Here is a 21,098-nt window from a genome sequence, read left to right as displayed (position 1 = left end):
TTCATGGCCTGAAGGGTGCGAAAAATCCCACTAAAATTCATTATCTTATATTTTCCTTTCAGACGTTTCTTGTAAGAGATTTCTCCCCCCACGTTTAAAAATCCCTGCCGCTTATTAAGCGTTACTTTAACGATATTAACTCTGGCGAAAAGGATGACCATATGTCTGTAGGCTATTACGACCCGACCAAACCGGGGCAGGAGAACTACGTCAATTCACCTTATCAGTACTGGAAAGGGGTGATTGAGGATAAGAGCGTCAGCTATATCGAATTTGCCATTAACGGCCAGCTGTTTACCACCCAGGTTCAGGCCGATGGCAGCTGGGAGTATCAGCTGCCGCTGCGGCTGGAAGAGGGGAGCCACAATCTCACCGTGCGCTTTTTCGACCGGGCCGGCAACGCCGGGATTCCGTTCCAGACGCGGCTGGAAGTCGATCTCAGCCCGCCCGATATGCCGGCGATTATGCGCGTACTGGATGATTTTGGACCGGTGCAGGGCCCGGTTGGCAACAAAGGCTTTACCGATGATAAAACGCCAGCCATTTCCGGTTATGCCGAGCCGGACAGCATTGTCCGCCTGTACAGCAACGGCGTGCTGATTGGCAGCGTGCAGGCGGCGAAAAACGGTCAGTGGACCATTACACCGGAACTGAACGACGGTGAACAGCGCCTGTCGGTCACCGCCACCGATAAATTTGGTCAGGTGAGTGTCGATTCCCCGGTCTATACGCTGTTCGTCAATGCACCGCGCATCGATAAGCCGCAGCTGCTGGAAGTATTTGATAATGAAGGGGTGAACACCGGCGTGATTAAAGCCGGTAGCGAAAGCGACGATCGCAGCCCGCGCCTGAGCGGCAACGCGCCGCTGGATGCAGAAAACGTCATCATCTACGTCAACGGAGTACGCGTCGGCGTGGCACCGGTGATTGACGGGCAGTGGCGCTGGGAGAGCAACGTTGATTTGCTGGGCTACGGTGAAAACACGATTACTACCCGCGCGCAAAATAACCGTGGTGAATTGAGCCATGCGAGCGAGCCGTTTACCTATACGGTGGTGCCCACCGCGCCGGTGAAGATTGAGTATGCGCTGGATAATTTTGGCCCGGCACAGGGCAAACTGGAAAACGGCGCGCTGACTGATGACTTCACCCCCACGCTCAAAGGCACGGCGGAAGCCAACAGTATCGTCTACGTGTATGCCACACGCGAAAACGGCAGCTGGTGGCTGAAAGGCAGCACCCAGGCGGATGCCTTTGGCCACTGGCAGGTGGAAATTGCCCGACTGGATGGCGGGGCCGGCCCGTATCACTTCCAGGCCAGTAACAGCCCGACGCGCGATCCCGCTGCGCCGCTGTTCGACCTGTATGTGTCAGATAACGGCACCCGCCTGAAGCCCACCATTGACGCGGCACACGATAATGTCGGGCCCGAGCAGGGCAAATTAATCAACGGCGCCACCACCGATGACATGGCGCCGACGCTGCAGGGCAAAGCCGAAGCCAACAGCATGGTGTATATCCATGCGCGGCATATTGATGGCCACTGGGTAGTGTTAGGTAGCGTTAAGGCCGATGCCTGGGGCAACTGGATAACGGAAGTGCGTGCGCTGCGCGGGGGATACGGCACTTATGAGTTTCAGGCTGCCAAAACTTTTGATCGCGACACCAGCGCCGAGGTGTTCAGTCTCAACATGGTGCCGGAAAAACCCGGTATCGTTTCTGCCTGGGATAATTTTGGCGCGCAGACCGGCGTGCTGCATCAGGGCGATGTCACTGATGACCTGACGCCAACGCTGAAAGGCCATGCTGCAGCAAACAGCGTGGTTTATATCTATGCCCGCCACGTGAACGGGGTATGGGTGACGCTCGGCAGCGCCGTTGCGGATGCTCATGGTCACTGGCAAAGCGAAGTGCGCGCGTTACGCGGCGGCTTTGGCAAATATGAGTTCCAGGTCTCAGACAGCCCGGTGCGTGACGCCGCCGCCGACGTTTTCGACCTGACGATTATCTCCGGCAAGACGGAGATTATTTCTGCGTGGGATGATAGCGGACCAAAGCAGGGCCAGCTGAAAAGCGGTGATATCACCGATGATATGACGCCAACCCTGAAAGGCACGTCTGCACCCAATAAGGTGGTGTATATCTTCGGCTGCCATATTGAGGGCCACTGGGTATTAATGGACTCGGTTACAGCGGATGCAACGGGTAACTGGAGCTACCAGTCTTACGATCGCTCGCCGTGGAAAGGACTGACGCAATTTCAGGTCAGTAATAGCGCCATTCGTGATGTGAATGCGCCAACCTTTCTGCTGGAGATCAATGTCGATCCGCCGAAGGTCGATCACAAGGGGCTAGTGTGGAATTTCAACGACGGCACCCAGCAGGGCTGGATCGCCAGCGGTCTGTATCACAAAAATGACAACATCGGGGTTAAGCGCTGGAGCGGAGGCAATTCCTCTTATGAGTTGGGTTCCATGACCAACGGTTCAAACACCAACGGGTTCAAAGGAGAAGTGGTTTATCGCTATATTCAGGTCGAAGCGGGTAAAACCTACCAGTTCGATTTTGATGGCTACCGTATTCCTGGCGGTAGCCTGAAACCAAAAATCGGTCTGGATGTTAATGGACAGAAAGTGATTCCCAACATGGGGCTGGATGCTGCCTGGAATCATTTCAGCGGACTGTATACCGCCAGCAAAACAGAAGTGGTTCGCGTGGCGGTAACCAATGAGGTTAATAACGGTAACGGCAACGATTTCGCTATCGATAACATCGGGGTTAAAGAAATCAGCCGGGTTCGTGGACAACCTGATCTGGTGAAAGACGCTAACGGTCATCCGCGCTATATCGATTTTAAAACCGGGGTCAGTTATACCATCGATGACAGTCTGAAAATGACGCTGATTAAAGGACCGAATATCGGCGGCGAGCAAAAAACGCTGAAGCATGGCGAAATCATTGTTGGCCGTGGCGGCCAGATGAAGCTGGATTTCGACGGCGTGGCGGAGAAAGTGGTGCTGAAATCGGATTATGTGCACAGCAAAGGCAATTACATCGATTTCTATGACACGCAAGGTAAATTGCTGCACAGCTATGAGCTGAAGGCGCATCCTGGCACCCTGCGAAGCGACATTGTCGAGTACCACGCCCCGGCCGGTAAGCTGATCGGTTCAGCCGTGGTGCGCGTCAATCCGGCTGAAGTGGATTCGGTGAACAATCCGGGCGGCGTGCGCATCAGTGACGTTGAATGGGGCATGCATGATGATCATGTCGGTATCACTGCCTTTGATGTTCCTGCCGTCATCACCCTGGGCGATGAATTCGCCGTTTCCCTGAGCGATGTGCTGGCGCAGGGCAAGCAGGGCAGCACCATCGATATGACGGGTCACGGCAAAAACGTCCTGAGCGTAGCGGTTGACGATATCCTGCAGGTTGGAAGTCAGGATCTGTTCGTGAAAGACGGCAAAACCCAGTTGCTGATCAAAGGCGATGCGCAGGACGTGGTGAAACTGGATGACATCCTCGGCGACGGCGGTGACGTGGGCGATTGGGTGAAACAGCAGGGCAGCACCACGGTGGCTGGCGTGAAGTATCAGGTTTACAGCCACAGCGGCGTCGATGCCGACGTGCTGATCCAGGAAGGGGTGAAAACCGAACTGGTGTAAATCCGGTGGGGGCGGAAACGCCCCCCAAAGGTTTGCACCAGGACGTAGCGGCGCGATTTATCGCGCGATGAATCGTGCCGCTCCAAAGGGTGCGCATTGCCGGGCTGAACCGGCCGCCGCCCACCTTGTGCCCGTCCGGTTTAAATGTTTTCCAGATCCAGTCCCCGCGTCTTCGGCCCGTAAATCCCGACCGACAGCATCACCATCAGCATGCTCAGCACGATAAACACGATCACGCCCTGGCTGCCGGCATACTGCAGAATCAGGCCAATCAGAATACTGCTGAAAGCGGTCGACAGCCGGCTGAACGAATAGCAGAAGCCAACGGCGCGCGCACGAATGTGCGTCGGGAAGATCTCAGTCTGATAAGCGTGATAGCTGAAGGTCAGCCAGGCGTTGCTGTAGGTGATCAGGAAACCGCACACCACCATCAGCAGCGGGTTGCTGGTCAGCGCGAACAGCGTGCCGAACACAACCGTCATCAGCGATGAAAAAACGATCTGCCATTTGTTTTCCAGCCGGTCGGCGTAGCGGCTGCAGATCAGCGAGCCGAGCGGATAGGCCAGCGTGATGAAAAAGGCGTACAGCAGGCTGTGGGTAACGGTGGCGCCCTTGCCGGACAGCAGCGCCGGCAGCCAGTTACCGAAGCCGAAGAAACCAATCGCCTGGAAGAAGTTCATCACCACCAGCATCAGCGTACGCTGGCGATAAGCCGGTGCCCAGATTTCGCTAAAGCGCCCTTTTTTCGGCAGCTGTGTCGCCGCATCGCGCTGAGAGAAATCGTCTCCCGGCGCAATGCCGCAGCGTTTTTCCATCTCGCTCAGCACCCGGTGCGCGTCCTGATGCCGCCCCTGCTGCGCCAGCCAGCGCGCCGACTCCGGCAGGTTTTTCCGGATAAACCAGATCACCAGCGAGCACAGCGCACCGGCGATCACGACCCAGCGCCAGCCTTCGAGGCCGAGCAGGGTTTGCGGTACCAGCCACCATGACATCAGCGCCACCGTCGGCACCGACAGGAACTGAATGAAAAAAGAGAAGGCAAACGCGCGGCTGCGCAGATGGGCCGGCACCCACTCCGACAGATAGGTATCGATGGTCACCAGCTCGACGCCCAGACCGATGCCGACCAGGAAGCGGCACAGAATAATCATCTCCGCGCTGTGCTGGAACGCCATCAGCAGTGAGAACGCACCGTACCACGCCAGCGCGCACATAAAGGTCAGGCGACGGCCGAAGCGGTCGGCATAGGGCGTCAGCAGGCTGGCACCGACAAACAGGCCGAGAAAGGTCGCCGAGGCGAACGCCGCCTGATCGGCGATACCAAACACGCCAGCGGTGCCGGTGTGGAACACGCCAGCGGCGACCAGCCCGGCGCTGATGTAGCCGGTTTCAAACAGATCGTACAGCTCAAAGAAGCCGCCGAGCGCCAGCAGCGTAATAAAGCGCCACAGCCCGGCGGAAGAGGGCAGAGCGTCGATGCGCCCGGCCAGCGTCTGGCGTTCGGTCGCGATGCGATCGGTCGCCACCCCTGTCGAATAGGTGGTTGTCATTATGATTGTTACCTCGGTGTTTGCAGGATCCGCCCGGTGGTGGTTTGTCAGAAATCATTAACCGTTAGCAAGCGAAGAAATAGCAGAATAATCAATTCGTCCGGGGTTGCCGAGAGGCGCAGCGGTGACATTTTGGCAACGTGCGTTGCAGTTCACAGAAAGCGGTACGCCGTCCATGGCGCCAGGTCAGGGCAGATGCGGATAAACGCCCGGACCGATGGGCAGGCCCAGCAAATACCACACCAGCAGCAGCGCGATCCACGTCACAAAGAACACCAGCGGATACGGGAAGATCAGCACGTAGTAGGTGCCGAGCTGCGCGTCTTTTTGATAGCGCTGCAGGAAACCGAGGAACAGCGGCAGAAACGGCGACATCGGCGCCAGCGGCAGCACGGCGGAATCGGCGATGCGGAAGATCATCTGGGCAAACGCCGGGTGAAAGCCGAGCAGCATAAACATCGGCACAAATACCGGCGCGAGGATCGACCAGATCGCCGAGCCGCTGGCGATAAACATGCACAGAAACGCCGAGAGGAACATCAGGCCGAGAAAGGCCGGCGCACCGCTGATGCCGGCGCTCTCCAGCATATCGGTCAGGCCGATGGCCATAAACTTGCCCATGTTGCTCCAGTTGAAGAACGCCACGAACTGCGACAGCGGAAACACCATGACGATAAAACCGGCCATGCTCTTCATCGGATCCACCAGCAGTCGGGGGATGTCGTCAGCGCGGCGAATCTGCTGCGTCACCGCGCCATAGGCAATCGCCACCACAAAGAAGAACAGGATGATGATCGGCACGATGCCCTGAATAAACGGCGAAGGGATAATGCCGCCGGTTTTCGGGTTGCGCAGCGGCGCATGCTCCGGCACCACCAGCAGTGCCATCACGCCGATGAACACCAGTGCGGCGAGACCGGCCGCCTTCAGGCCGCGATTCTCCTGCGCCGTCAGCGGTGGCAGGCGATCGTGATGGCCGCTGTTCCAGACGGGCAGGCGCGGTTCGACAAATTTATCGGTCAGCAGCGCGCCGGCCACGGTCAGCACGATGACCGAGCTGGCCATAAAGAACCAGTTATCGATCACGCTGACGTGGACCGTGTCGCTGACCGCTTTGGCGGCCTCTGTACTGATGCCGGAGAGCAGTACGTCGGTGGTGACGATCAGAAGATTCGCGGTAAAACCCGACGCGACGCCGGCAATCGCCGCCAGCAGACCCGCCACCGGATGACGCCCGACGGCAAGGAAGATCAGCGCGCCGAGCGGCGGCATCACCACCAGTGCCGCATCGGAAGAGATATGGCTGAAGAACGCGATAAACAGCACCATATAGCTGGCGTAGCGACGGCTGACGCGCGACGCCATTTTCACCATCAGCGACTGCAGTAGCCCGACTTTTTCCGCCAGCCCGGCCCCGATCACCAGCGCCAGAATGGAGCCCAGTGGGGTGAAACCGCTGAAGTTTTTGATGATGTTGGGCAGGATCCACTGAATGCCCGCCACGCTCAGCAGGTTATTGACCCGCACCAGTTCGCCATTGGCCGGATTTTTAACAGTCACATCGAGGCTGCTGAGAAGCGCGGTGGCGATCATCAGCACCACGATCAGGTAGACAAACAGTAAGAACGGGTTCGGCACTTTGTTGCCGACCCGCTCAATCCAGCTGAACAGCTTGCCGGGGCTGCGATTTTCGGTCATCACTTCCATCGGTAGATCCTCGTCATGTTGTATTTGCTTGCCCGGAAGGGCTGTTATTTTTTATTTTTTTATTTACTGCTTCCGCATGTGTTGCGGAGTGACCTTTCACACCAGCCTGTAGCGGCGCAATTTATTGCGCGTCTTGTTAAACCCGCGCGATAAATCGCGCCGCTACGGGCCAGTGCGCTTCGCTTTATAATGTCGACGGCTGCACGCCGGCCGGAATCGGGCACACGTACGGCTGCTCGCGGCGCACGCGGTCAAACTCTTCACGACAACGCGCCAGCGCGGCATCATCGTGCAACAGCGTCAGTGCGGTGGCGGCCAGCACTTTGGCGGCGAGGCACATCCCTTTGTGGGCAATCGGCGTGCGGCCCTGCGCCACCAGCTGCCAGGTGTGCAGCGGCGTGCCGAAGGCAAAACAGGGGGCAAAACACTGCGCCGTCGGCGTTACCCAGCTCACATCGCCAACGTCGGTTGAGCCGTACAGCAACTCGCGCGTGACCGCATACGGCGCTACCTCATCCATCAGCACTTTATCCCCCAGCGCCTCAGCCCAGGCGATACCCGCTTCGCCACCGGTGCGCGCCGCATTCAGTCGCGCGTTACGCAGATCGTCTTTGCTCAGCGTGGCGCGGATCTCTGCCGCAAACGCCTGTTCCTGCGCGCTGTAGTGCGGCAGACCAAAATGGTGCAAATTACGTTCCATCACCGCTTCCAGCGCGCGGTTGGGCACATAGTTGGAGCAGGCTTTATCAAAACGTACCGTCATCTGCGTATCGGTCATCAGCGCTGCGCCTTTGGCGATGTTGATCACGCGCTGGTAGATATCCTGGGCCTGGTCGAGCTGCGGCGCGCGAATCAGGTACAGCACTTCGGCATCGGCCTGCACCACGTTGGGCGATACGCCGCCGGTTTGGGTGACCGCATAGTGCAGGCGCGCCTCCTGCACGATGTGCTCGCGCAGGAAATTTGCGCCGGTATTCATCAGCGTCACCGCGTCCAGCGCGCTGCGCCCGAGATGCGGCGAGTTAGCGGCATGCGCCGCCACGCCTTTGAAGTGAAACGCCGCCTGAATATTGGCGAGGGTGCTGAGGTTGAACATGCCGCTGAAGCCTTCCGGGTGCCAGGTCACGGCAGCATCGACATCATCAAACAGCCCCTCGCGCACCATAAAGGTTTTACCCGAGCCGCCCTCCTCGCCAGGGCAGCCGTAAAAGCGCAGCGTGCCGCGTCCGCCCTGTTCTGCCCACCAAGCTTTGATGGCGAAAGCGGCGGCCAGGCCAGCGGTGCCGAGCAGGTTATGGCCGCAGCCGTGACCGTTGCCGTTTTCCACCAACGGGTCAGGCGTGGCGCAGCCCGCCTGCTGGCTCAGACCGGCCAACGCATCAAACTCGCCGAGGATGGCGATCACCGGCTGGCCGTGGCCGATTGAGGCGATAAACGCGGTGTCGAGACCGCCGACGCCGCGCTCGACCTCAAACCCCTCCTGCGCCAGCGCATCGGCCAGCAGCGCAGACGATTGCGTCTCTTCGAAACGGGTTTCCGGTACGTCCCAGATCGCATCGCTGAGGGCACTGAAGCGCGCCTGATGCTGGTCGATGTAGCGATCGATGAAGTCGTGCGCGCTCATCGGGCACCGCCGAACTGCGTCTGATTAAGCGCCAGCGTAGCCAGCATCTGCACGGCGGTGGCCATCACCGCTTCATCAAAGTCGAACCGCGCATTGTGATGGCCCGCCGCCAGCTCGCAGCCGAAGATGACGTAAGACGCCTGGCCGCCGCGCTGCTGCACGCGTTCCATCATATAGGTAGCATCTTCGGAACCGGCCGCCTGCTGTTTGCTGTCTATCACCGAACTGAACAGGCCGGTCGCCTCGGCCTGCTGATGGATAAAACTGACCCATGCCGGGCTTGGCGTGCAGCTGCGTGCACCGCCCATCAGCGTGACCTCGTGCTCAACGCCGTACATCGCCGCTGCACCGGCAATCACGCGCAGCGCCTGCTGATAGATATCGTCGTTGACCTGATTACTCGCGCCGCGCGTTTCCACCTTCATCAGCGCAACATCCGGCACTACGTTGCGTCCGCTGCCGGCCTGTAAGACACCAACGTTAACGCGCGCCACGCCGCCGCTGTGCTGCGGCAGAGTGTGCAGCGCCAGCGTGGCCTGCGCCGCCGCCAGCAGTGCGTTGCGTCCCTCTTCCGGTTTGCCTCCGGCATGCGCGCCGACCCCGGTAAAACGCACGTCCAGTTTGGTCGTGGCGAGAAAGCTGTCGCTGCCGCAGACGATCTCGCCGGGCGGCACGCCGGTGCCGAGGTGAATGGCGGTGAACAGATCGACATCATCAAGTACGCCCGCGGCCACCATGGCTTTGGCACCGCGTACGCCTTCTTCCGCCGGCTGAAAAATGAGTTTTATGCGACCGCTCAGCTGGTGCTTCATCGCCATCAGCACGCCCGCCAGCGCCAGACCTATGGTGGTGTGACCGTCGTGGCCGCAGGCGTGCATCATGCCGGGATTGCACGAGGCGAAGCCTTCGCGCGTCGGCAGGTGATCGGCGGCGGCGCTTTCCGTCTGGTCGAGCGCGTCCATATCAACACGAAAGCCCATCACCGGACCGGGACGTCCGGTGTCCAGTGTCGCCACCACGCCGCAGAAACCGCCGGAGAAGTGGGGCAGCCACTGTGGCAGCGCGCCCTGCTGCAGCGCCCGCGCTTCCTGCTGCGCCAGCACTTCAGCAGACGGCAGACCCATGCGCGCATCGGCATCAATCACCTCACGGCCCAGCTGCAGCTGATAACCAAGACGATGCAGCTCTTCCGCCACCAGCGTGGCGGTGCGGAACTCCAGCCAGCCGGATTCAGCATACTGGTGCAGGTCGCGGCGCCATGTCTGCATCTGCGGTATCCGCGCGTTGACGAGGTCGGAAAGGGTGTTCATCGGCTGTTCCTTAGTGTTGGTTTTTTATGCATTCAACCGAATCTACACAATGGTATTAGGGCGCATAAGATGCGAATATCTTGTGACCGATAGACAACGGTTATCACCTGATCATGGCGGCCAATCTCAAACTTCATCAGCTGCGCGCCTTTGTTGACGTGGCGCGCCAGGGCAGTATTCGCGCCGCCAGCCGGCTGTCGGGCCTGTCACAGCCGGCGTTAACCAAAGCGATTCAGGAACTGGAGCTGGCGCTGGGCGCGCGCCTGTTCGAGCGTCGTCAGCAGGGTGTGATGCTGACCGATGTCGGTGAAACCTTTTTTCGTCATGCCTGTCTGGTGCTGGAGGAACTGCGCGTGGCGCAGGAGGATATCCAGCAGCGGCTCGGTCTGGCCGGTGGCAAAGTGAATATTGGGGTGGGCGGCAGCATTGCGCGTACCGTGATGCCGCAGGTGATAACCCAGTTTCATCGTGAATATCCACTGGTGAAAGTGCGTATCGTCGAGGGCCAGCTGGTGTCGATGGTGCATGAACTGCGGCAGGGCGCGCTGGATTTCACCATCAATACCTACGACCGGCATCACTTCGATCAGGAGCTGATTTTCGAGCGGCTGATGCAGCGCGAGTATCAGGTGGTGATGCGTAAAGGGCATCCGATGGCGCATGCGCGCTCGCTGGCCGAGTTGCAACACTGCGACTGGACCATGCCGACGCCGCAGGGCAGTTATTACCGACTGCTGCATGACCTGTTCGGTGAGCGCGGCATGGCACCCAAAATCGCGGTGACCTGCGAGACCTTTATGGCCTGCACCAGCCTGGTGGCGAAGAGTGATTTTGTCAGCATCATTGCGCGCGACGTGATTGAAGACCCTACGCACGGCGGGCAGCTGATCGCGCTGGATCTCGACGATCCCCTGCCGAAAGCCACCTTCTATCTGATTCAGCGTAAAGACACCGCGCTGACGCCGATGAGCGCTTACATGGCGCAGCTGTTCCGCCGCTACTGCCAGCCGTGACGGGCGAAAAACTGCATCGTCTACACTTTAAGTGTACGACACGCGTTAACGCACTCTCAACGGAGGTTACGATGCAGGTGAGTCCTTATTTATTTCTCTACGGCCGCTGTGAAGAAGCCATTGCCTTCTATCTGGAGGCCACCGGCGGCGAAATTCTGCAAAAAATGACGTTTGGCGATATGCCGGAGCAGGGCGAGCAGGTGGGCGATCAGTCGGCGCCGCCGCTGCCGCCGGAAAAGATTATGCATGCGCATCTGCGCATTGGTCAGGGCGAGCTGATGCTGAGTGATGGCAATACCGCCCAGCCACCGGCGTCCGAACATGCCGGTTATGCGGTGAGCCTGGCCACGCCAGATGAAGCGGAGGGTAAAGCCTGGTTTGATAAGCTCTCTGCGGGCGGCAAAGTGACCACTGAATGGCAGAAAACCTTCTGGTCGAACGGCTTCGGGATGTTTATCGATAAGTTTGGCATCCCATGGCGCATCAACGTGGTGAAGCCACAGGCGTAACAGACTGGCGTGGCCGCGATGGTGAGCGGCCACGCCGGAAGCGGTTTAGAAGTTGTAACCCACCACCAGGTAGTAACCCCAGCCGGTTGATTTCACTTCAAACGGACCGTTGCCGAAGTTCAGCTCCTGGCCATCAGCCCACTGGCCGCCGTTGTGGAAGTAACGCGCCACGGTAGAGACATGCCAGTGATCGTAGTTCAGCGACAGAATGTGGCTGGAGGCAATTGAGTTGCTGGTGCGTGAGCGGTCAGATTTGTCACGCAGATCGGAGCCCCAGTCAAAGTTGGTGAAACCGATGTAGCTCAGCTTGCCGCCCCACAGATCAGTGATCGGCACAAAGTATTTCACCTTGAAGCGATAACCATCCCAGCTGTTTTCGTTCGCCGCACCGTAGTTTTCCCACTGGTATTTCGCGTACACGTTCAGAGACAGGCCGATATCGCTATGGGTATCGATGTCAGTACCCAGACCCATGTACCAGGTGTTCTGACGGCTGTCGCTGTTGCGACCCATGTCGTAGATGTAGTTGTTGGCGAAGTACCACTCTTTAAACGGTCCAAACGCCAGGCTGGTGCCGGTCAGCTTATCAATGGAGAAGCGTGGCTCAATTTCCATGAACATCGGCGAACCGTGGTCAAAAATACCGTTGGCATTGCTGTTACCCACGCCAAAGAAGTTGGTCAGGTCAAGGTAGCCGTAGAAATCAAACCAGTCCTTTTTAGTAAAGGCTTCGTATTCGAGGTACACATCATTGTTGAACTGGGGTCCGAAGCGGGTGTGATAACTGCCTACCACGTTCACGCTCTGATGCCACCAGTCAGAAAGGTACTGCGGATCGCTTTCCGCCGCCTGTGCGGCGCCGGTCCAGCTACTGGCCAGTAAGGCCCCTGCTATCAACGTTTTAAATTTCATTATTTTTTAACCACTTGCTCGTGATCGCCGCGCAAATGCTGCGATCGGGTGAAATCGATCCCAGGGGATGGGCAGTGTGCTGTTGTCGCCGGTCTGACGCGCCGGATTTTCAGGCCCGCGTAATGTGCCTGTAACAGAGCGATAGAAAATAGATTTTGATCACGTTTGTCAAAAAGTGTTGCATTTCGATTCAGTAAATATGTGAACTTGATCACATAAAGGCCGTGTAACGAACGGAACCCCGCAACCGTTTACGTTGTCGGGATACGCAGAGAACTGGCAGGATAAGAAAATAGCCGGCGCGGATTATCGCGCCGGAGGAGGAAAGACGTCAGGGAAGGGTTACGCGTACCTGCAGGCCACACACTTCACCCTGCGGGTTAAGGCAATTCGACAGAGCCACCTGCATCTGATGCTTCTGCGCCACGCTGCGCACGATCGATAATCCTAAGCCGCTGCCCTGCGCCTGGACATCCGGCGAGCGGGTAAAGCGATCGAAGGCGCGCTCAATAAACGACTCCGGCATGCCGGGACCGTTATCGACAATATCCACCACCGTATGATGACCGACGCGATGCAGCAGCACATCCACCAGGCTGCCCTCCGGCGTGTGCAGCATGGCGTTGCCGATCAGGTTATCGAACAGGCTGCGCAGATCGGATCGGCTGGCGTGCAGACGATAGTGCGTCGTGCCGTTGAAGCCGATATCAATGCCGCGCTTGTCCGCCACCACCATCAGCTGCTCAATGCTCTCCTTCAACAGGTCATCAAGCTCAATGGTCTCGACGCTGGCGACCACGGACTGATCCTCCTGGCGTGAGATATTCAGCAACTGCGTCACCAGATGGCGCGTGCGCGTGACGCCCGCTTCCAGCTGATCAAACTGGCGGCTGGCTTCGCCCGGCAGGATGTGCTGACGCAGGTTCTCCAGCTGTAACGTGACGGCGGTGACCGGCGTGCGCAGTTCATGCGCGGCATCCTCAAGGAACTGGCGCTGTGACGACCAGGCCGCGCGTAGTTTATCCAGTAGCGAGTTATAAGCATCGACCAGCGGCAGCACTTCGTCCGGCAGACCGTCCGGCGACACGCTGTGCGGATGCAGGGTTTCCTGCGCCGCAATCTGGCGCGACGCCACGCGCAGATCGCGCGTAATGGCCCGTACCACCAGCCAAATCACCAGCAGCGACAGCGGCATCATCAGGATGAGCGGAATGATGGCGGAGAGTACGCGTTTCACCATCAGGCTCTTCATGTAGCCGACGTTGTGCAGCACCTGAATATTGCCGATCTCGCTGCCCAGCTCGCCGGGTCGGGTGTAAACGCGCCACTGACAGTCATCGCCGCAGTCGCCAACTTTTAAATCTGACCAGCCTTTTTTGCTCTGCAGGGGCGCGTGCAGCGCCGGCCAGGAACTGGCGCGCAGGTGATTATTGGTGTCCCAGAGCTGAACGATATAGGTACTTTTCAGCTTCTCCTGCTGCATCACCATCGGCATCAGTGCCGGCATGCGCTGGCTGCTTGACCAGGCATCGGCAATTTTAGCGAGCTGGTCGTCCTTCATGGTGCCCATCATGTCGCCATAGCAGTGGTAGAAATACCAGGTGACGCCGCCGATCATCGCCAGATGCAGCAGCACCAGCGTGACCAGCAGTTTGTTGCGCAGCGACCGCATAAACGTAAAGGATCTCATATTGCTGGCACCCGCCAGCCCAGACCGCGTACGTTGCGAATCACTTCGTTATCGAGTTTGCGCCGCATGCCGTGAATCAGCACGTCCACGGCGTTGCTGGTGACCTCTTCGCCCCAGCCGTAGATGCGGTTTTCTAACTGCTCACGCGACAGGATCGCCCCTGGGCGTTCCAGCAGCGCATAGAGCAGGGCGTATTCACGTGCGGTTAGCTGCTCGCGCTGGCCTTTGTACAGCACTTCACGCGTCATCATATCGAGCTGCACGTCGCCGTTGCCCAGCAGGGAGTCCGCCGCACCGTGGCGGCGTCGGGTGATGGCTCGCATACGCGCCAGAACCTCTTGCAGATCAAAGGGTTTGAGTAAGTAGTCATCGGCGCCGCTGTCCAGACCCTGAATGCGCTGCTGCACGGTATCACGTGCGGTCAGCACCAGCACCGGCGTCATGTCACCGCGCGTGCGCGCACGGCGCAGCACATTGATGCCATCTTCACGCGGTAAACCGAGATCGAGCAGGACGCAGGTGTAACCGCCTTCCTGCCAGGCGTTGCTGGCAAATACGCCGTCACGCACCCAGTCCACCGACCAGCCGGCGGCCTCCAGCGCCTGCTGCAGGTTGGCGCCGATCATTTCATCATCTTCTACCAGCAGCACACGCATGATGCCCTCCTGAATAACTTGTCGCAGTGTAGCGCCCGATAATTAGCGCAGAATTAACCTGGTGCGCTGTTTCGTCGGGAAAGCCGTTTTTTTGCTTGCTAATTCTGCGCTAATTTTCTGCTAATTAAGGGATAAATTTAACGCGCTACAGTGACGTCACTGGACATTTTACCGACGCCGGAGGAAGTCATGAATCAGCGCGAATTTATCCGTAGTTTGCTGGAGTGGATTGAAAAAAATTTAGGGCACGATCTGCATCTGGATGAAGTAGCACGCCGCTCGGGATATTCCCGCTGGCATCTGCAACGTCTGTTCCGTCAGCACACCGGTTTTTCTCTGGCAGAATACATTCGCCAGCGCCGGCTGACTGAGTCAGCGCTCACGCTGATCAACAGTGATGAGGCGATTCTGCAGGTAGCGATGAGCTACGGCTTTGATACCCAGCAGGCTTACACCCGCACCTTTAAAAATTATTTCCGCGTCACGCCAGGTCAGCTGCGGCGTCAGCGTCGCGTCGAGCCGGACCGCCTGCTGTTTCCGTTAGCGGTGGCGGTGTGACATTCCTCGCCCGATTTCCCGTGGCCGCTGCGTAACGGGAAATCGGGTGCGCATTCGCGTTTTTGCTTTTAAGCTGCGGTTCTCACTCTTTCGAATCAGCCAGAGAACATGGACAACAGCGATAATCTCACCGCCATGATGCTGTTTGCACGCGTCGTTGAGCGGCAAAGCTTCAGCGAAGCGGCCCGTACGCTGGGGATATCAAAATCGCACGTCAGCCGCGAAATTGCCCGGCTGGAGGTGCGGCTGGGTATTAAACTGCTGCAGCGCACCACGCGCAAAGTGGCGCTGACCGAGCTGGGTCAGGCTTACTATCCGTTCTGCACCCGCATGCTGGAAGAGATGCATCGCGCCGACGCGTTTGTACAGCAGGTGCATCAGCAGCCTGCCGGCAACGTGCGGCTGCAGGCGCCGATCACCTTCGGCTGTCAGTGCGTGGTGCCGACGCTGAACACCTTTATCCGCCGTCATATTCACATCAACGTCGATCTCGAACTGACCACCAGCGACGATCCGCAGCCCAGTGCGGACGTGGCGATTGTAATCCGCGCGCGTGCGCCGGAGGTGGCGAACTACCGCGAGCTGAGCAGCATTGACTGGGGACTATATGCGTCGCCAGCGTATCTGGCCGCGCATCCGGCCATCGATCATCCTGAACGTCTGATGCGCCACGATCTGCTGCTGTTTCACGGCCCGGCACACACCGCGGCGTTGCCGTTTCGCCGTGATAAGCAGCGCCTGGCGCTGGATGTGCACAGCCGCTTTCGCGCGAATAACAGCATGGCGCTGCTTAATGCGGCACTGGCCGGAACCGGCGTGGCGTATCTGCCCGCTTATATGACGCAGGAGGCGCTGGCGCGCGGCGAGATTCAGCAGGTGCTGCCGGAATGGCAGATGGATCGCCTGCACAGTTACCTGCTGCTGAAAGAGCAGCCGCAGCCCTCGTCACCGATCACCTTACTCTGCGACGCGCTGATCACCGCGCTGGGTGCGTCATGATTGTTGTTTTCTGGCAACAATAGCGCGCTGGCTGGCAAATATCCGCTTCTCCCTGTTTTCTGTGTGCTACCGCTGATAGCCTGCTAAAAAGCCAAAAACAGGGATATCACTATGTCGCACTCTTCTATCACGTTAGCGCCTGAGCAGCAACACTGGCGGCGCAATTTGTGGGTTTGCGTGCTGGGCTCGTTCAGCACTATCGTCGCCATGACCCTGCTGCTGCCCTTTCTGCCCCTCTACGTGCAGCAGCTGGGCGTGCAGGAACCGGCAGCGATTGCGCGCTGGTCAGGCGCCGCCTACGGTGCCACCTTTCTTAGCGCGGCGCTGACGGCACCGCTGTGGGGCAAACTGGCGGATCGCTATGGCCGCAAGCTGATGCTGATCCGCGCCAGCCTCGGAATGGCCGTCGCCATGTCGCTGATTGGTATGGCCACCGCGCCGTGGCAGCTGGTAGCGCTGCGCCTGCTGGCCGGTCTGCTCGGCGGCTATGCGTCGGGTTCCACTATTCTGGTGGCGGCGCAAACGCCGAAAGCGCAGACCGGCTGGGCGCTGGGCGTGCTGTCCTCCGGCATCATGGCCGGTAACGTGGTCGGCCCGCTGCTGGGCGGTGTGCTGCCACCGCTGATCGGTATCCGCCACACTTTCTGGCTCACCGGCGCAGTGATTTTTCTCGCGTTTCTCGCCACCACTTTTCTGCTGAAAGAAGCGCCACGTGCGACGATGAAAGCCGCAGCCGGGGAGGGGGATGAGCCGGAGGCGTCGATCAACCGGCCAGTGGTGCGGCTGATGTGGCTGTCGGGCATGCTGCTGATTTTTGCCAATATGTCGATTGAGCCGATTATCACGCTGTATATCGCGCAGTTTGTTCATGGCGATCACGCGGTGACGGTAACGGCCGGGCTGGTGATGGCGGCCGCCGCGCTGGGCAGCATTCTCTCCGCGCCGCGCCTTGGCCGGGTGGCCGATCGCATCGGACATGCGCGCGTGCTGATTTTTGGTCTGCTGGTCTGCGCGCTGCTGCTGATTCCGCAGGCATTTATTAGCGCGGCGTGGCAGCTGGTGGTGCTGCGTTTCCTGATGGGGATGGCGCTGGGCGGCCTGATGCCCTGCGTGACGGCGTTGATTCGTCATAATGTGCCGCAGCGGCAGGTCGGGAAAATGCTGGGCTATGCGACCTCAGCCCAGTATGTCGGCCAGGTGAGCGGCCCACTGTTCGGTGGTTTTATCGGCGGCGCGTTTGGTATGCGACCGGTGTTTCTCGCCACCTGCGTGATTATGGCGCTGTGCGCGCTATTGAATGCGCGGGTGCTGCGTAAAGCTTAACCGCAGGATCGAGCGTAATGCCTGACCGGCGTGAAAAAAAAGCGGGCATTGCCCGCTTTTTTACTTCAGTGCGAAAAATTACTTCGCATCTGGCAGCGCATAGGCAATCACGTAATCGCCCAGCTTGGTACCAAACGAACCGTGACCACCGGCCGCGATGACAACGTACTGTTTGCCATTCACTTCATAGGTCATCGGCGTAGCCTGGCCACCCGCTGGCAGACGCGCCTGCCACAGCATCTCACCGGTGTTGGTATCGAACGCGCGCAGGTAGTTATCTGCGGTCGCGCCGATGAAGAACACGTTACCGGCGGTGGTGATTGGGCCACCCAGCATTGGCATACCCATTTTGAACGGCAGCGGAACCGGTGCGCTATCGCGAACGGTACCGATACGTTTCTTCCACACGGTTTCGTTGGTCTTCAGGTCGATCGCTGAAACGTAACCCCAGGCCGGCTGTTTACACGGCAGACCAAACGGCGACAGGAACGGGTTCAGCTCGACGCCAAACGGCACACCGTACTGCGGCTGAATGCCGGTTTCGGTACCGGAACCGCCTTCTGCGCCCTGCGGTGGCTCAATCGGGTTGCCCGGACCGCGCGGAATCAGCTTAGACACAAACGGCAGCGCCATTGGGTTAGCAATCGCGATCTGACGATGTGGATCAACCGCGATGCCGCCCCACTCGAACATACCGAGGTTGCCCGGGAACACCAGCGTACCCTGCTCAGACGGCGGCGTGAACGGACCTTCGTAGCGCAGACGCTTGAAGATCACGCGGCACACCAGCTGGTCATACATCGTCGCGCCCCACATGTCCTTGTCCGTCAGATTCTGTTTCGGACGGAAGGTCAGTTCGGAGTACGGCTGGGTCGGTGCCACGTGGTCACCTTTCGCCGCGCCCTGCGGTACCGGCGTCTCCGGTGCAGGCACGACCGGCTTACCGGTACGACGATCCAGCACAAAGATGTTACCGGTTTTCGCCGGGGCATAAATCACCGGTACGGTGTTGCCATCTTTGTCCGTGATATCGGCCAGCGTCGGCTGTGACGGCAGGTCCATATCCCACAGATCGTGGTGCACGGTCTGATACGACCACACCAGCTTACCGGTGGTGGCGTTCAGCGCCAGAACGCTGCTCGCGTAGCGCTCCTGCTCTGGTGTGCGGTTACCGCCCCAGATATCCGGGGTGGAAACGCCCATTGGCAGGTAAACAGTATCCAGTTTTGGATCGTATACCGCCGGCGCCCACGAGTTCGGCGAGTTCATGGTGAAGGTGTGTTCATCGGCCGGAATCGCGTTAGGATCTTTCGCGCCCGGGTCGAACACCCACAGCAGTTTACCGGTGTTGACGTCGAAGCCACGAATGGCACCAGACGGCTCACGGGTAGAGTAGTTATCGGTGACCGCACCAGCAATGACGATGGTGGTGTCAGTGATAACCGGCGGTGATGTAGGCTCATACTGGCCTGGCGTCTGTACCGGCTGCTTGTGCTGCAGATCCAGCTCACCGTTGTTGCCAAAGGATGGGCAACGGGCACCGGTATCGGCATCCAGCGCGAACAGACGACCGTCGTTCACTGGCAGGTAGATGCGGCGTGAGCACAGCGCAGGCTGGCTGTTGGCGGCATCGGCAGCGGCAGGCACTTCATGGTATGAAACACCGCGGCAGGTCACGTGCTGGAAGGTAGGATTCGGCTTCAGGCCCGGATCGAATTTCCACTTCTGCTTACCGGTCGTCGCATCCAGCGCAAACAGAATCTGGTGTGGCGAGCAAAGGTACAGCGTGTCGCGAATTTTAATCGGCGTCACTTCGTCAGTGATTTCACCCGGATCGTTGGCGGTTTTGAGATCGCCGGTCTGGAACTGCCAGGCAACCTGCAACTCTTTCACGTTGCTGGTGTTGATCTGCTTCAGCGGCGAGAAGCGAGTGCCCTGCTGGTCACGCGCATAGGCTGGCCAGTCAGCATCGTTGATGTTACTCAGCGGCTGGGCCTGCGGAACGTTAGCGGCTTCCGGCAGATTGCCATTCAGCTCCTGCGGATCGTGGAATACTGCCCACGCCAGCACCAGTACGCTGGCTACCAGCGCAACGGCCATCGCACCCAGCGCACCTTTACCCGCATGATTCAGGCCGCGATACACAAACGGCAGAATCAGCCAGATACCGAAGATCACCAGCACGTCGGTACGTGGGGCCAGCGCCCAGAAGTCGAAGCCGACTTCCCATACGCCCCATACCAGAGTTGCCAGCAGCAACAGGGCATACAGCAGCAGTGCGGAACCGCTACGGCGCCACAGCAGAACAGCGGTGATCAGCATAATCACACCGCCAATAACGTAGTACCAGGAACCTCCAATGGCGGCTAACCAAACGCCGCCAATCAGCATAAATGCGCCCGTCAGCAGTGCAAACAGCACCGTCAGGAAGCGAATTACGCCAAAAGATGAGGAAGCTTTCCCCATAATATTGACCTCTTTCTTTGCCATAAAATCAAAGGAAACAACCGATTAGGCTGTATCCCGACATAGAGTACGAAGTGACTTAAGGTGTTCTGTCAGTGCTTTTCCGTTAAGCAGGATGATCCCTTTGCGTTAAATTTTATCTTAAAAACGTTAACAGGTTTGATTTTTTTAGCGCTTTGCTCTTTTTATCAGGCAGTGACACGACATTTTATGAGGATATTGCGCCATCCTGTCCGGCGTAATCGGGTGATAACGCCGACGCGCAGAATTTTGTGTAAACGTTTACCCCGGGAAGAGCGGATGACAGCTCCGCTGCGTTTGCCAGCCGCTTAGCTGTAAATGCAGGTAATCTTCGGCCGGTAATTGGAGCTGAGGCGTACGTAATATTACCTCTGCTTGTGTTTCCCGCAGCGAAGCGAGCAGAAAAGGAAAGCTGAACTTGAGATAATTTTCGCGGAAGAAGTCATCGCTCAGAACAATACCGCTGAAGGGAAAATCGGTAATATTTTTCCACTCGGTTCCCGGCGGCGCGAGATCGTAAAGCCAGAAGGAAAAACGAGACGCCACAGCGCGTAAGGCGGATCCTGCCTGACGTAAAGTGGCATAGTTGATCGCCAGCCTTACATTCTCATGTTGCAGGCTGGAATAATTATCCACGTCATGCAAAAAGGACATCACACTATTTCCCGCCAGTGGAATAATTATTAATCCCGCAGCATCCGCTGACTGATAATGTTGAGTAATTATCTCGCCTTCATGAAGTAATGCATCACGTTCCGGCACGCAATGCATTAAGGACGCTGAATAACATGCGCCGATAGGTGTGCCGTCGAAGCGACAGACACGCTCAGTGACATAAGGATGGTATGAATTGTTTTCCATTTATCTCTATGAATAAATTAATGAACGATAGCGTCTTAATTATTATAAGGACGGGAAGACTGCTGTGATTATCACAGGGGGCAATATAGATCGATTCGCCGGCAAAGATCACCTTTTTTAGCTGTTTCTGATAAAGAGATAAAAAGGATTCGCCAGGCATTAATTAACGCTTTACTGAATTATCTGGAATGATTCGGCTATTTTCAAAGTAAAACAATCAGTCTGCTAATATTC

Annotated in this window: 15 protein-coding genes; 6 read left to right on the top strand and 9 right to left on the bottom strand. The window is 58.2% G+C overall.

The features are described 5' to 3' along the window. Positions 1-161 precede the first annotated feature (161 nt). A complete protein-coding gene (locus tag AC6I79_RS18115) occupies positions 162-3,665 on the top strand; it encodes an Ig-like domain-containing protein (RefSeq protein WP_498027462.1) in 3,504 nt (1,167 codons plus the stop codon). A gap of 140 nt (positions 3,666-3,805) precedes the next feature. On the opposite strand, the gene AC6I79_RS18110 is transcribed toward AC6I79_RS18115, so the two are convergent. The 4 genes from AC6I79_RS18110 to AC6I79_RS18095 form a co-directional block, all read right to left on the bottom strand. Continuing rightward, positions 3,806-5,215: an MFS transporter gene (locus AC6I79_RS18110; RefSeq protein ID WP_104187870.1), complete on the bottom strand. Its 1,410-nt coding sequence runs from the start codon at positions 5,213-5,215 to the stop codon at positions 3,806-3,808. 186 nt (positions 5,216-5,401) lie between these two features. Then, positions 5,402-6,922 carry a p-aminobenzoyl-glutamate transporter gene (abgT, locus tag AC6I79_RS18105; RefSeq protein WP_021507803.1) on the bottom strand — a complete coding sequence of 507 codons (1,521 nt, stop codon included), beginning with the start codon at positions 6,920-6,922 and terminating at the stop codon, positions 5,402-5,404. A 184-nt stretch (positions 6,923-7,106) separates the two neighbouring features. After that, positions 7,107-8,546, bottom strand: coding sequence for a M20 family metallopeptidase (locus tag AC6I79_RS18100; RefSeq protein WP_498027461.1), 1,440 nt, complete (start codon positions 8,544-8,546; stop codon positions 7,107-7,109). Continuing rightward, complete coding sequence (locus AC6I79_RS18095) at positions 8,543-9,856, bottom strand: amidohydrolase (RefSeq protein WP_058780868.1); 1,314 nt, start codon at positions 9,854-9,856, stop codon at positions 8,543-8,545. The genes AC6I79_RS18100 and AC6I79_RS18095 overlap by 4 nt, the downstream gene beginning before the upstream one ends. A gap of 113 nt (positions 9,857-9,969) precedes the next feature. Here AC6I79_RS18095 and AC6I79_RS18090 point away from each other — a divergent pair, with 113 nt between their 5' ends. Then, positions 9,970-10,869: a LysR family transcriptional regulator gene (locus AC6I79_RS18090; protein WP_021507800.1), complete on the top strand. Its 900-nt coding sequence runs from the start codon at positions 9,970-9,972 to the stop codon at positions 10,867-10,869. 71 nt (positions 10,870-10,940) lie between these two features. Then, the gene (gene yjdN / locus AC6I79_RS18085) at positions 10,941-11,378 is read left to right on the top strand and encodes a VOC family metalloprotein YjdN (RefSeq protein ID WP_058770044.1); all 438 of its coding nucleotides are present in this window, start codon (positions 10,941-10,943) and stop codon (positions 11,376-11,378) included. 45 nt (positions 11,379-11,423) lie between these two features. Here yjdN and AC6I79_RS18080 read toward each other — a convergent pair whose 3' ends face one another. The 3 genes from AC6I79_RS18080 to AC6I79_RS18070 all read right to left on the bottom strand — a co-directional run bounded on the left by AC6I79_RS18080 (position 11,424) and on the right by AC6I79_RS18070 (position 14,636). Next, the gene (locus AC6I79_RS18080) at positions 11,424-12,290 is read right to left on the bottom strand and encodes a nucleoside-specific channel-forming protein Tsx (RefSeq protein ID WP_021507798.1); all 867 of its coding nucleotides are present in this window, start codon (positions 12,288-12,290) and stop codon (positions 11,424-11,426) included. A 331-nt stretch (positions 12,291-12,621) separates the two neighbouring features. Continuing rightward, the gene (locus AC6I79_RS18075) at positions 12,622-13,980 is read right to left on the bottom strand and encodes a sensor histidine kinase (RefSeq protein ID WP_159377366.1); all 1,359 of its coding nucleotides are present in this window, start codon (positions 13,978-13,980) and stop codon (positions 12,622-12,624) included. Next, a complete protein-coding gene (locus tag AC6I79_RS18070) occupies positions 13,977-14,636 on the bottom strand; it encodes a response regulator (protein WP_021507795.1) in 660 nt (219 codons plus the stop codon). Before AC6I79_RS18070 ends, AC6I79_RS18075 begins: the two co-directional genes overlap by 4 nt. Positions 14,637-14,825: 189 nt before the next feature. Between AC6I79_RS18070 and AC6I79_RS18065 the strand changes: the two genes are divergently transcribed. From AC6I79_RS18065 to AC6I79_RS18055, 3 genes are all read left to right on the top strand, one after another. Continuing rightward, on the top strand, positions 14,826-15,194 hold the full coding sequence (locus AC6I79_RS18065; protein WP_021507794.1) for a helix-turn-helix domain-containing protein: 369 nt from the start codon (positions 14,826-14,828) through the stop codon (positions 15,192-15,194). A gap of 108 nt (positions 15,195-15,302) precedes the next feature. Further along, a complete protein-coding gene (locus tag AC6I79_RS18060) occupies positions 15,303-16,193 on the top strand; it encodes a LysR family transcriptional regulator (RefSeq protein ID WP_159377365.1) in 891 nt (296 codons plus the stop codon). A gap of 111 nt (positions 16,194-16,304) precedes the next feature. After that, complete coding sequence (locus AC6I79_RS18055) at positions 16,305-17,516, top strand: MFS transporter (protein ID WP_159377364.1); 1,212 nt, start codon at positions 16,305-16,307, stop codon at positions 17,514-17,516. A gap of 78 nt (positions 17,517-17,594) precedes the next feature. Here the strand turns inward: AC6I79_RS18055 and AC6I79_RS18050 are convergent, their stop codons facing one another. Together AC6I79_RS18050 and AC6I79_RS18045 are read right to left on the bottom strand one after the other, a co-directional pair. Then, on the bottom strand, positions 17,595-19,982 hold the full coding sequence (locus AC6I79_RS18050; protein WP_058770114.1) for a glucose/quinate/shikimate family membrane-bound PQQ-dependent dehydrogenase: 2,388 nt from the start codon (positions 19,980-19,982) through the stop codon (positions 17,595-17,597). Between the two features lie 282 nt (positions 19,983-20,264). Beyond that, positions 20,265-20,864, bottom strand: a complete 600-nt coding sequence (locus tag AC6I79_RS18045) for a hypothetical protein (protein WP_058774908.1) — start codon at positions 20,862-20,864, stop codon at positions 20,265-20,267. Between the last annotated feature and the right edge of the window lie 234 nt (positions 20,865-21,098).

This window comes from gamma proteobacterium symbiont of Scutellera amethystina, from assembly GCF_059730845.1.
Note: the sequence above shows the minus strand (reverse complement) of the source record. Positions and strands in the feature narration are given on the sequence as shown.